12 protein-coding genes and 1 tRNA gene are annotated in these 12,025 nt (G+C 38.6%); 6 read left to right on the forward strand and 7 right to left on the reverse strand.

Annotation, left to right across the window (positions count from 1 at the left end):
* Positions 1–19 precede the first annotated feature (19 nt).
* The 5 genes from VB715_RS01455 to VB715_RS01475 all read left to right on the forward strand — a co-directional run bounded on the left by VB715_RS01455 (position 20) and on the right by VB715_RS01475 (position 3,576).
* Positions 20–889 (forward strand): DNA adenine methylase, encoded by an 870-nt coding sequence (locus VB715_RS01455; protein ID WP_323299418.1) that lies wholly within the window; start codon positions 20–22, stop codon positions 887–889.
* 78 nt (positions 890–967) lie between these two features.
* Positions 968–1,228: a hypothetical protein gene (locus VB715_RS01460; protein ID WP_323299419.1), complete on the forward strand. Its 261-nt coding sequence runs from the start codon at positions 968–970 to the stop codon at positions 1,226–1,228.
* Between the two features lie 91 nt (positions 1,229–1,319).
* Positions 1,320–2,243: a bifunctional riboflavin kinase/FAD synthetase gene (locus VB715_RS01465; RefSeq protein WP_323299729.1), complete on the forward strand. Its 924-nt coding sequence runs from the start codon at positions 1,320–1,322 to the stop codon at positions 2,241–2,243.
* A gap of 121 nt (positions 2,244–2,364) precedes the next feature.
* Positions 2,365–2,571 carry a cytochrome c biogenesis protein CcdA gene (locus VB715_RS01470; protein ID WP_323299420.1) on the forward strand — a complete coding sequence of 69 codons (207 nt, stop codon included), beginning with the start codon at positions 2,365–2,367 and terminating at the stop codon, positions 2,569–2,571.
* 78 nt (positions 2,572–2,649) lie between these two features.
* A complete protein-coding gene (locus VB715_RS01475; protein WP_323299421.1) occupies positions 2,650–3,576 on the forward strand; it encodes a MoxR family ATPase in 927 nt (308 codons plus the stop codon).
* Positions 3,577–3,823: 247 nt separating this feature from the next.
* Here VB715_RS01475 and VB715_RS01480 read toward each other — a convergent pair whose 3' ends face one another.
* Positions 3,824–4,297, reverse strand: coding sequence for a TspO/MBR family protein (locus tag VB715_RS01480; protein ID WP_323299422.1), 474 nt, complete (start codon positions 4,295–4,297; stop codon positions 3,824–3,826).
* A gap of 215 nt (positions 4,298–4,512) precedes the next feature.
* On the opposite strand from VB715_RS01480, the gene VB715_RS01485 reads away from it, so the two are divergent.
* Positions 4,513–5,649: a GatB/YqeY domain-containing protein gene (locus tag VB715_RS01485; protein ID WP_323299423.1), complete on the forward strand. Its 1,137-nt coding sequence runs from the start codon at positions 4,513–4,515 to the stop codon at positions 5,647–5,649.
* A 63-nt stretch (positions 5,650–5,712) separates the two neighbouring features.
* On the opposite strand, the gene VB715_RS01490 is transcribed toward VB715_RS01485, so the two are convergent.
* The 6 genes from VB715_RS01490 to VB715_RS01515 all read right to left on the reverse strand — a co-directional run bounded on the left by VB715_RS01490 (position 5,713) and on the right by VB715_RS01515 (position 11,987).
* A complete protein-coding gene (locus tag VB715_RS01490) occupies positions 5,713–7,503 on the reverse strand; it encodes an ABC transporter ATP-binding protein (RefSeq protein ID WP_323299424.1) in 1,791 nt (596 codons plus the stop codon).
* Between the two features lie 23 nt (positions 7,504–7,526).
* A complete protein-coding gene (locus VB715_RS01495; protein WP_323299425.1) occupies positions 7,527–8,636 on the reverse strand; it encodes a transporter substrate-binding domain-containing protein in 1,110 nt (369 codons plus the stop codon).
* A 72-nt stretch (positions 8,637–8,708) separates the two neighbouring features.
* Positions 8,709–8,795, reverse strand: a tRNA-Ser gene (locus tag VB715_RS01500).
* A gap of 64 nt (positions 8,796–8,859) precedes the next feature.
* Positions 8,860–10,014 (reverse strand): ATP-dependent 6-phosphofructokinase, encoded by a 1,155-nt coding sequence (locus VB715_RS01505; RefSeq protein ID WP_323299426.1) that lies wholly within the window; start codon positions 10,012–10,014, stop codon positions 8,860–8,862.
* Positions 10,015–10,116: 102 nt separating this feature from the next.
* Positions 10,117–11,127 (reverse strand): dihydroorotate dehydrogenase-like protein, encoded by a 1,011-nt coding sequence (locus VB715_RS01510; RefSeq protein WP_323299427.1) that lies wholly within the window; start codon positions 11,125–11,127, stop codon positions 10,117–10,119.
* 371 nt (positions 11,128–11,498) lie between these two features.
* On the reverse strand, positions 11,499–11,987 hold the full coding sequence (locus VB715_RS01515) for a universal stress protein (protein ID WP_323299428.1): 489 nt from the start codon (positions 11,985–11,987) through the stop codon (positions 11,499–11,501).
* Positions 11,988–12,025 lie beyond the last annotated feature (38 nt).

Below are 12,025 nucleotides of genomic sequence, written 5' to 3' on the forward strand. Positions count from 1 at the left end.
AATATTTTTGTAAAACACTATGATTAAAAGTCCTTTACGTTATCCTGGTGGAAAATCAAGAGCAATTAAACAAATTGAACAGCAACTTCCTCAAAATTTTACTGAATATCGAGAACCTTTTGTTGGTGGGGGTTCAGTCTTTATTTATCTAAAACAAATTAAACCTGATCTTAAGATTTGGATTAACGATTTAAACCCAGAATTATACTTGTTTTGGAAATTTGCTCAATCCAATTTACAAGAATTAGTAACAAACCTTCGAGAAATCAAATTAACCCGTACAGATGGCAAAAAACTGTTTGCAGAATTAACCAAGGTTGACGTAACAGAATTATCCGATTTTGATAGAGCAATTCGTTTCTTTATTTTAAACAGAATTACTTTTTCCGGTACGGTTGAATCAGGAGGATTTTCTCAATCAGCGTTTCATACAAGATTTACTGAATCATCAATAAACCGCTTAGAAAATTTAAAAAATATTCTCCCAGATATCTACATTACTAATTTAGATTATCGTGAAGTTATTAAGGAAAAAGTCAAAGATGTCTTTATTTTTTTAGATCCCCCTTATTTAGCAGCAACCAAATCTAGACTTTATGGAAAAGATGGAAACTTACATACTTCCTTTAATCATGGAGAATTTGCCGAGGCAATGGCAAAATGTTCACATCAATGGTTAATTACTTATGATGATTCTCCAGAAATCAGAAATTATTTTGAAAACTTTATGATTATCCCTTGGCAATTACAATATGGCATGAATAACTATCAACAAAAAACCGCCAGTAAAGGCAACGAGCTATTTATCAGAAATTATCAACTTAATGAGCACTTATCAGTTAAATTACCAGAGATCCAACAATTATCTTTAAACTTAAACAGCCATTAAAAAATGTAAATATTTAACAACCCTTCAATCTAGTTTGTTAGATTGAAAAGAGTCTTTAAAATCCCTAATTGAATTCCTATGTCGAGAATTAATCCCCATACCTTACAAATGCAGATTTCCCAAATGTTCGACCAAGGACAATCCTTTTTTTGCGCCATCAAAGTACAAGATTGGTTACGGGAACAAAATGAAGATCCCAATGCTTACGAGATCCTATTTCATCCCCAACCCACCCCCCCCAATGCTAAGGTCAAAACCCTGATTAGTATTGAATTACGGCGACGAGACGGACAAGAAGTTGATCCTTGGTTACAGGAAGAAATCAACCGCAGTTGTTAGTTAATTCTGTGAGATTTGGTACGATACGGGAAGCGATCACCAAAGCGGACGCTAAACTTGTAACTCCGAAACCATGTACAGTCAATCCAATCTGTGGGTAACTTCATCAACAACTGACGTATTCACCCCAACGGCGATCGCCCTAGGGAACTTTGACGGTATCCACCTTGGACATCGCCAAGTCTTGCAACCAATTTTGCAACGCCCAGAAGCTGAAATTTCCACCGTTGTGACTTTTACACCCCATCCCCAGGAATTTTTTAGCGGAAAACCGCGTCTACTGCTTACCCCCCTCACAGAAAAGGTTAAATTACTTCAATCTCTAAGTATTAAACAATTAGTACGATTACCTTTTGATCGAGAGTTAGCGTCCCTGAGTCCCCAAGAGTTTGTGGCCAATATTTTAGTCAAACAACTCCACGCCAAATATATTAGTGTAGGGCAGGATTTTCGCTTTGGTCAGGGACGTACAGGAACAGCCGACCAATTGCAGGAATTAGCCGCTAATTTTGGCGTATCCGTTCATATTACGACCCTAAAGACTTGTTCCCCCCTCGTTGATGACACCCTTCGTATTAGCAGTTCCCGCATTCGCCAAGCATTGGCCAGTGGGGACGTAATTCAAGCCAAAGAGATGTTAGGCTATCCCTATACCTTAAAAGGCATGGTAGTAACAGGCCAACAGGTAGGCAGAGTCATAGGTTTTCCTACGGCTAACCTGCAACTGCCCCCCGATAAACTCCTTCCCCGTCGTGGCGTTTATTGTGTTAGGGTTCAAGGAGAAACCGCCACAGAGATCAAGGGAGTGATGAATATTGGTAGTCGTCCCACCGTCAATGGTCAAGTTCCTACAGTTGAGGTTCATTTATTAGACTGGTCAGGGGATTTATATGGACAAACCTTAACTGTAATGTTAGAAAAATTTCTACGGCCTGAACAAAAATTTCCCTCTTTGGATGCACTGAAATGTCAAATACAAGAAGATTGTTTATTAGCTAGAGAAATTTTCGGATAGTTTACCCCATTTCATCAGAATTAACCCTTAAATGAACAATAATGATGATTGTTTGGAGACTGAACTAGATTTATCTAACTTCAAGGGAATTCTCATGTTGTCCTCAGTTTTCTGAATTTTAATGATTAACAGCTCATTGACAATGATTAGCTATGCCCTAGGTTATACTATGCTGATTTTCCTAGCAAGCTTGTTTACAGGACTAGCAAAACAAAGCAAACAGTTGTTACAACATTCCGAGACTATTATTCGCTTGGGTAGTGTGGCAGTGATTATGACAGGATTATATTACCTGTTTACCGGAACTCAATGGTTTGTGGGCGGTTAAATTGTCAACTGGTGAAGCTCTTGAGAGAAAATTGGGCAATCTAAGAATGAACCCTCAAACCAATGCAAGATAATTCCCATGAGAGATAGAATTGTTGCCCTCACCGATAATCTAAGTCGCACCATTGTGGGCAAAAAAGAACCTATTCGCCTCGTTCTCATTGCCCTATTAAGTGGGGGACACGCTCTCCTAGAGGACGTTCCTGGGGTGGGAAAAACCCTGTTAGCGAAATCCTTGGCCCGTTCTATTAATGGAAGGTTTCAGCGGGTTCAATGTACCCCCGACTTACTCCCCAGTGATGTCACAGGAACCAATATTTGGAACCCCAACAGTCGAGAATTTGAATTTTTGCCGGGGCCGGTTTTTGCGAATGTCCTCTTAGCGGATGAAATTAACCGCGCAACCCCTCGAACTCAGTCGGCCTTGTTAGAAGTGATGGAAGAAAAACAAGTTACCGTTGATGGTGAGGCCCGACGAGTTCCCCAACCTTTTTTTGTTATTGCCACCCAAAACCCCATTGAATATCAGGGGACTTTTCCCTTACCCGAAGCACAGATGGATCGCTTTACCATTTCCTTAAGTATGGGCTATCCTACTGCTGACGAAGAACTGAAAATGTTACAGAAACAACTTCATCGGGTGAGTACGGATGATTTAGAACCCTGTATTTCCTTAGAAGACGTACAAGAATTGCAAAGGTTAGCGAGTCTGGTTAAGGTTACACCCTCTCTACAACAATATATGTTAGATTTGGTGCGTGCAACCCGCGCTGATGATGATATTAGTTTAGGGGTGAGTCCTAGGGGTACAGTGGCTTTACAACGGGCAACCCAAGCTTTAGCCTTCCTCGAAGAACGGGATTATGCGATTCCTGATGATGTTAAATTTGTGGCCCCCCATGTTCTTTCCCATCGTCTGATTGTGGCCAGTGGCCGTCAACCGAAAGCGATCATCGAAAAATTGTTGCGATCGGTCAGTGTAGAACCGGAATTGATCGCCGCTTGATAAAGTAAAGGGGTGAGGATAAAATCTTCTTCTCACTCCACACTCAGGTTAATTAATCGTAAACAGATTTACGATGTCCGACTTTGATTACCAAAACGGTTAATTCATTATCAAATAACTCACAAATGATTCTATTTCAGGTGATAAATTAGTATTTTTATTCATAAACATATACTAGAATACTAACAACATGGTAACATAAAAAAATAATGAAAAGTGATCGCCCCATCACCCCATCACCCTCTCATCACGCATCCATCGGATTAAGGGCAATCATTTCCCAAGTAACATAAGTACCAATGGGACTCCACAATAGATAAGGCAATAATAAACCTACGGCCCATCCAGACACCGGCCAAATTAAACACGCTAACATTAACCCCCAGAAAAAACCCGTCCCCCCAATGATTGTCCCTACCTTTAAACTACGCAGTTTACACATCACAGGGGTATAGGCCATAATTAATACTTCTAAAAATAAATATCCTGCCATTAATAACCAAGTTTGAGGAGTTCCTGGATTTGTGATCCACACGACATAAGCAGAGTAGGCACCACAAATAAAAATAAATGTCCAAATAAAGGGAATTGCCCACTCAAAGGTTAACCATTGAGGACGACGTAAACGCATAAACCAGCGAATATCACTTGATGATAGACGATTGATTAAAATAGCAACTAAAAAGGTAATACTTCCAATTATTAACCAAGCAGGAATCATGATATCTAAACAATTAATGTGACAGAATGGGTTACATTGAGAGGAGCAGTCTCGCTCTGCGAGTGCGAAAGCATCGCCGCTTTAACTTGAGTAATGGCAATCATTAATCCATGAAATTCTCAGGTTCTTAATCTCGATTTTATCCATCGGTCTTAAGATACAAATTGTTTAAACAGACAACCCATATTTAGTCCTGTAAAATTGAGAGAAGCATAATGACTCAACCTAATCAGTCTAACGCAACCAGCACCAAGTTAGTGAAGGTGTTGAAAAAAACCATTAAAACTGTGATGACAAAGCAGGGGGTTAACCCATCAACTCGTAAGGGAAATAAAGAGTTAGATATTTTGGTTAAGCAATTGGCTAAACAACCTTTTCCTTCTGAAGAAGAAGCCAAAACTGCCGCTGAAAAACTGGGACGAAGTTTAGTTGAGTTGTCCCAAAAAAACGGGAAAACTTATTTAGACAAAGGAGTTGTGAAAAATTTTTCTTTACTCGGTATTTCATCTATTTTAGCTTCCTCTTCTCCGACAGAAGAAACACACACTATCACTAAAGTCTCTGTTACTCCCGTTGAAGCAGTAGAAGAAACCACTGATAAAGTTCCTGAAACTGCAGCAGAAATTATCTCGGAAACAGTTGAAACTGTGATTGAAGCAGTAGAAGAAACCACTGATAAAGTTCCTGAAACTGCAGCAGAAATTATCTCGGAAACAGTTGAAACTGTGATTGAAGCAGTAGAAGAAACCACTGATAAAGTTCCTGAAACTACTACAGAAATTATCTCGGAAACAGTTGAAACTGTGATTGAAGCAGTAGAAGAAACCATCGATGAAGTTCCTGAAACTACTACAAAAATTATCTCGGAAACAGTTGAAACTGTGATTGAAGCAGTAGAAGGACTCAAAGAAAGACTCACAGAAGATATTAAATTAGCCATGAAAGCGAGGGATAAAATTCGCTTAGAAACTGTGAGAAGTATCAAAAAAGTTGTTCTAGAAAAAGAGGTTGAAGTTCGTCCCAAAGGACAAGAAAAATTAACCCCAGAGCAAGAATTAGAAGTGTTATCACAACAAGCAAAACAGCGTCGGGACTCGATTGAACAATATCGTCAAGGGGGTAGAGATGATTTAGCTGATAAAGAAGCTCTGGAATTAGCAATTATTGAAACCTACTTACCTGCTCAACTTTCTGATGAAGAAATAGGGGGAATTATTGACCAAATTATTGCTTCATCTGGAGCAACTTCTCCTAAAGATATGGGAAAAGTTATGGGGCCAGTCATGAAAGAATTGAAGGGTAAAGCTGATGGCAAGAAAGTTCAAGAAATGGTAAAAGAAAAACTCAGTTAAATCCTGTTTAGTAGAGACGTGATATACAACGTCTCTACTAACTTTGACAGTTTTTTGATAATTTTAATGGATCATACCTGTTTGAACTTGCCACAAACCCGCATAAATTCCCTGCTTTTCTAATAGTTGTTCATGGGTTCCTTGCTCAACAATTTGACCATATTCCATCACATAAATACAATCAGAATGACGAATTGTAGACAAACGATGAGCGATGGCAATGGTTGTTCTATCCTGGGTAATATGTTCTAAAGAACGAGCGATCGCCGCTTCCGTTTCATTATCAACGGCTGAAGTCGCTTCATCTAAAATCAAGATCGGAGGATCTTTTAAAATTGCTCTAGCAATGGCAATTCTTTGTCTTTGTCCCCCTGATAATTTCTGTCCTCTTTCTCCGACAATTGTCTCATAACCTTGGGGTAATTTTTCAATAAATTCATGAGCTTCTGCGATATTTGCTGCTTTGATAACTGCCTCAAAATTGGCTTCAGGATTTCCATAGGCAATATTTTCTTTGACGGTTCCATGAAACAAAAAGACATCCTGACTAACTAACCCAATTGCTCCCCGTAAATCCCATAAAAAGATATCTTGAATATTGATACCATCTAAGGTAATTGTTCCTTTTTGAATTTCATATAATCGCAAGAGTAACTTAACTAAAGTGCTTTTGCCTGACCCCGTAGACCCCACAATACCAATGGTATGACCTGCGGGAATTTCTAAGGATAAATTTTTGATAATTGTATAATTTTCATGATAAGAAAAAGTAACATTTTTGAGAATTATTTCTCCTTGAATTTCGTCACTAGGCAGAGATAAATTGCCCGAATGAATTGTGATAGGTGTATCTAACAAATTCATGACCCGACTGGTGGAAGCCATTGAGCGTTGATATAGGTCTAAAGTTTGTCCTAATCTTGTTAAAGGCCATAATAAGCGTTGAGTTAAAAAGACTAAAACACTATAGGTTCCGACCGCTAATTTCCCATCGACTACTTCCATTCCGCCATACAACAAAATAGCAGTAAATCCCGCTAAAATAATAATACGAATTAAAGGAACAAAGGCAGCACTAAAAGTAATTGCTTGTTGATTACTGCGACGATAAGCTTCACTATCTTCCCGTAATCTTTCAAGTTCATAAGCTTCTGTTGTAAAGCTTTTAATGGTTGTAATACCACTTAAGTTATTAGATAAACGACTATTTAATAAACCTACTTTTTCTCTCACTTCTGCATAACGAGGAGCTAATAATTTTTGAAAAGTAATTGATCCCCATAAAATAAAGGGAATAGGTAACATAGCCATCCATGCTGTTCCTGGGGTTAAAATAAAAAAGGCAGCCCCAATAATTATAACTGTGGTGATAACTTGTAATATTTCATTAGCACCTACATCTAAAAAACGCTCTAATTGATTAATATCATCATTTAAAATTGATAATAACATTCCCGTATTACGTTCCTCAAAATAAGCTAACTCTAAATCTTGAAGATGACGATAAGCATCGAGTCTTAAATCATGTTGAATATTTTGTGCTAAATTACGCCATAAACGTTCATAAGTATATTGAAATAAAGATTCTAAACCCCAAACAATAATTGAGAGCAACGTTAAGACTAAAAGTTGTCCAAAAACATCTTTAACCCCTAAATGAGCAATCAGGGAATCTTGTTGTTTAACCACGACATCAACCGCAGCACCAATTATAGCAGGAGGAGCTAAATCAAAAATTTTATTGAAGACAGAACAAATAACCGCTTGCCAAATTAAAAAACGATACTTTTTTCCGTATTGTAAGAGACGTGGTAAAGGATATTTAGGGAGGTGATTTTTTCTCTGTTTTGACATTGTGTTTAATTTACTAATAATGTTTATTCTTGAGATACCCCTTGAATTTCTCTCTCGATAATTTCCTCAACTCTACCTGATTCTTTTAACTGAATTAGGGCAAGATTAATCTCTCGAACTAATTGACTATTTAAGGGTAAAACAAAGCCATAATCCTCCAAGGATATCGATAGATTAGCAATACGAAATGCTGCATCAGGATGCTGATATAAATAATACTTTAAAGCAGGAACATCAAACATAACGCCCTTAGCTTTACCCGATTTTAACCGTTCAATTGCTCCCTCTAAATTAGGAGATTCTAATAAACGCGCTTGATAATTTTTTGCCCATTCCGCCCCTGTTGTTCCGGTAACGACAGCAATTTGTTTTCCTTGAAGATCTTGCAGTTGAGTAAATTGTTCGGTATGATCTTGTGATAATAATAATGTCATCACAGTGGCAATCCCTGCTGTTAGAGAAGAAGCTGCCACCATAGTAATCAACATCCAGATACTCGTGACGGCTTTACCTGTTTTAGTCACAGGGGCTTTATCGCCATAACCCACAGTCGTTAAAGTTACTAAAGCAAACCAGATCCCATTACCAACTCCCCGAAAATAAGACTTAGGAAACTGTTCTTCATTGCGACGAGATTCTGCTATCCAAATTAAATTACCCACAATAAAAAGAATAACAAATAAACCACCCACAGAAGAAATTACTGCTACTTGAAATAAAGGTTTAATGCGATTCCAAACCGAGGGACTTTCCCCTGAAACTAATAAGCCAATTTGTGCCTTAAAATAGGGCTGAGTAAAGGTAACTCTTTTAAACCGAGCCGCCGTAATACTGATCGGCCCAATCAGAACATCTAGTTCCCCACTGGTAACGCGATTAATCCCCGTCTTAACTCCTGGTTGGGCAATGAATTGGTACTTAAGATTAGTATTGGCTGCCAATTCTTGCCACAGTTCAACACTAATACCTTTAAAGGTTTGATTTGTATAGCTCGAAAAAGGTGGAGAACCCACAACACCCACTTTTAGAGGGTATTTTACAGGAGGAGACTCAGATTGCACAACGGCCAAAGTTGATCCTGTTAAGGTCAGCCATAACGCCAAAGAGAGTAAACCCGTAGGAAACATGATCATTTTCAACTAAAAAGTGCGCTCTCTTATTGTGCCAGGAGAGTCTTGATATTTGAATTGTCCTGTAACGGGCTACGGAGAGGGAGGGATTCGAACCCTCGTTAAAGTTACCCCTAAACAGCATTTCCAGTGCTGCGCCTTCAACCGCTCGGCCACCTCTCCTAATGGGGTCACGAATATTGATTATACATCAAAGGTTATCTAAATTACCAGAGTTTTAAAATTTTTAGGGATCACCGAGATAAATTCCCAGCGATCGCGCGGTTTTCACCAGATAGTCTTGGGGGTCTACAGGTGATGTACACTGCTTTTTCTGGCGGCGTTCTTTAATGGTGGTCATAATAAATGATAGGCATTTGCTACTAACCTGGCCTTTTTGCCAAACGACCAAACGATCATAATGATTGCTTTCAATTAATTCAACGGCTTTAATGCCGAAAGCGGTTGCTAATAAACGATCCCAAGCTACAGGAGGATGACTCCGTTGTAAATGTCCTAAGACGGTGACTCGCATATCAACGTCTTTTAAGGTACAAAAGTCCTGATGTTTTTCATGACACAGAATCTGACTATATTCTTTGATTTGTTGCAGGAGATAATCCCCAATGTAAGACTCTTTCCGTTGATCTTGGGTTTTAACCCCTTCGGCAATGACAACTAGGGCAAAATGACGGCCAGACTCTCGTAATTTCAACAGGTGATGACAACAATCATCAATAACGTCTAAGGTTAAACAAGGGGTCAATTCAGGAATGAGGATAATATCGGCCCCGCCAGCAATCCCCCCCCGCAGGGCTAAATGGCCCGCATCTCGCCCCATTGCTTGCACAATCATAATCCGTTCGTGGCTGGCTGCGGTAAAGGTAAGATCGTATAATGCTTGAGTGACAATCTCGACAGCAGTGGTAAAACCGACAGAGAATTCTGTGGCCGGAACGTCATTATCAATGGTTTTAGGAATCGCTACAATATTCCAATTACCTGCTTTGGCTAAATCATAAATAATATCGAGACTGCCATCACCCCCAATCACAATTAAGGCATCGAGTCCTAAAATGTCATACCCTTTGAGAATATTGGCCTTAACGTCTGGGTTTTCGGGGTGGCCTTTACTGATTGAGCCTAAGACACTACCACTAAAAAATTGTAAAACATCTAATCCTCTAATTCTGCCTGGTAATTGATAACATTTCCCTGTGAGGATCAGATCATCTGGTAAACATTCCTCTTGGGCAATGTGCATAAAGCCATCTGTCCCGTAAGGAATGCCATAAACTGTCCATCCTTTTTGTTCTGAGGCTTTTACCACTGCCCGAATTACGGCGTTTAATCCAGGACAGTCGCCCCCACTGGTTAGGATACCGATACGTTTCGTTTGCATATTTTTTTCCTTAAGGGAAGGTTAAGAAAATTAACAAAATGGTTTTCGATTGCCAAAAGGTTAATCAGGGAAACGGCCATCCATGCTATCAAGTAAATAGGCTTAACGGACTTGCCAAATAGGGGCATAGGTTTGTAAGGCTTTCATATATTGGGCCCGTTCAAATGCGGTAGGATCAGGACAATGAAGTTGACTTAAACTTCCTTGCATTTGTTCGATAGACTCATATTCGTTTTCTTCCATCCAGTTCTGCATTCCTTCTTCTAGGGTGCTTAAATAGTGAATTCCATGGCGTAATAAAGCACTGACAACTTGGGTGATTTTTGCCCCTGCCATGACCATTTTTAGCACATCGGTTGCATTGTGAATACCACTGGTAGCGGCTAAGTCTATGTCAATTTTTCCGTATAAAATAGCAATCCAACGCATGGGAAGACGCATTGCTTGAGGGGTACTTAAAAGGACATTGGGATAAACTTCAAGGTTGCTTAAATCAATATCGGGTTGATAGAAACGATTAAATAACACTAAACCATCGGCCCCCGCTTCACTGAGGCGTTTTGCCATATTAGCGGTATTACTAAAATAGGGACTAATTTTAACGGCAACGGGAATATTTACCTCTGCTTTAACGGCCCGTAAAATCTCTAAATAATTCTGTTCAATTTCGCCCCCAGGAATGTCTAAATCTGTGGGAACATAATAAATATTTAATTCTAATGCGTCGGCCCCTGCTTGTTCAATTTGTTTAGAATAGTCTAACCAACCTCCCAAGGTAGAACCGTTAATACTCCCAATAATTGGCATATCTACCATTTCTTTTGCTTTGCGAATATGGTCTAGATATTCTTGGGAACCGACATGAAAAATTTCGGGTTCAGGAAAATAGGTTAATGCTTCTGCAAAGCTTTCGGTTCCATAGGTTAAATGATGATGTAATTCGAGTCTTTCTTGTCTTAATTGTTCTTCAAAAAATGAGTGAAGAATTACAGCAGAGGCACCGGAATCTTCCATGCGTTTAATATTATCAACATCTTCGGTTAATGGGGCGCAAGAACCTACGACAAGAGGCGATTTTAGGGTTAATCCCAGGTAGGTTGTTGTTAAATTCATTGTGAGTCTCCTGATGCAAAAATAATTTATTTTGTCTGATTTCGAGGAAAATTAAACTACAAAACTTTGGGCTTTTTTATGTATAAAAAGCTTGGTTTTACTAATTTTGTTTACAAGGCCTCATGACTATCTTATCAGTTTGTATGAGTCTTTTTCTCTTAGTTTATTTTCTTGTAAGATTTTGCAATATTTACTTAACAATATGTAGCTTTATTTTTTGTGGGGACAAGGCATTATTAACGAAGTCAGAAGTTTGTTTTTGTAACGGGTATTTATGTATTATAATCTATATTTTTATCTCTACTAACATTATCACCACTACCAGAATGGTGTTGAATATAATTATAATTAATAATTGTATCTTCTACTTTTTAACGAGAAGGTTGCACAATTAACGCAGAACAAGCGGCATGATGTAACACATAATTGCTGACACTTCCTAACAAAAATTCTTGCAGTCCAGAACGTCCTCGATGACCAATAACAATCACGTCAGCTTGCCATTCATGGGCAGTTTTACAAATTGTTGAACCAGGAACCCCCATAATCTGTTTAAATTCAGTTTTAATCCCGGCATCCGTAGCAATTTTACCATGAGATTCTAACATTTCAATACCAGACTTTTCAAAAGCTGTCCATTGTTTTCGCCAACTTTCTAAGGTTAAATCATTACCAGTAGCGGGATATAATTCTTTTAAATCAGAGGGAATAGGTAAGGGACTATTTTCTTCTTCACCTGACAGAACATGAAGCAAAAATAATCGAGTATTATCTTGCTGTTTTGCCAAAGATAACCCATGACTAAAGACAATTTCTGCCATTTCTGACATATCCAAAGCAACAAGAATTTTTTGATACATTGATTTATTCCCTCTGATAAATTTAAGTTTCTAAACTG

This window comes from Crocosphaera sp. UHCC 0190 (genome assembly GCF_034932065.1).
Lineage (GTDB): Bacteria > Cyanobacteriota > Cyanobacteriia > Cyanobacteriales > Microcystaceae > UHCC-0190.

Coding starts and splice junctions, on each gene's coding strand:
- VB715_RS01475 (WP_323299421.1), top strand. CDS start 2,650: ATGAGAGATAGAATTGTTGCCCTCACCGATAATCTAAGTCGCACCATT.
- VB715_RS01455 (WP_323299418.1), top strand. CDS start 20: ATGATTAAAAGTCCTTTACGTTATCCTGGTGGAAAATCAAGAGCAATT.
- VB715_RS01505 (WP_323299426.1), bottom strand. CDS start 10,014: ATGCAAACGAAACGTATCGGTATCCTAACCAGTGGGGGCGACTGTCCT.
- VB715_RS01480 (WP_323299422.1), bottom strand. CDS start 4,297: ATGATTCCTGCTTGGTTAATAATTGGAAGTATTACCTTTTTAGTTGCT.
- VB715_RS01470 (WP_323299420.1), top strand. CDS start 2,365: ATGATTAACAGCTCATTGACAATGATTAGCTATGCCCTAGGTTATACT.
- VB715_RS01495 (WP_323299425.1), bottom strand. CDS start 8,636: ATGATCATGTTTCCTACGGGTTTACTCTCTTTGGCGTTATGGCTGACC.
- VB715_RS01490 (WP_323299424.1), bottom strand. CDS start 7,503: ATGTCAAAACAGAGAAAAAATCACCTCCCTAAATATCCTTTACCACGT.
- VB715_RS01515 (WP_323299428.1), bottom strand. CDS start 11,987: ATGTATCAAAAAATTCTTGTTGCTTTGGATATGTCAGAAATGGCAGAA.
- VB715_RS01460 (WP_323299419.1), top strand. CDS start 968: ATGTCGAGAATTAATCCCCATACCTTACAAATGCAGATTTCCCAAATG.
- VB715_RS01485 (WP_323299423.1), top strand. CDS start 4,513: ATGACTCAACCTAATCAGTCTAACGCAACCAGCACCAAGTTAGTGAAG.
- VB715_RS01510 (WP_323299427.1), bottom strand. CDS start 11,127: ATGAATTTAACAACAACCTACCTGGGATTAACCCTAAAATCGCCTCTT.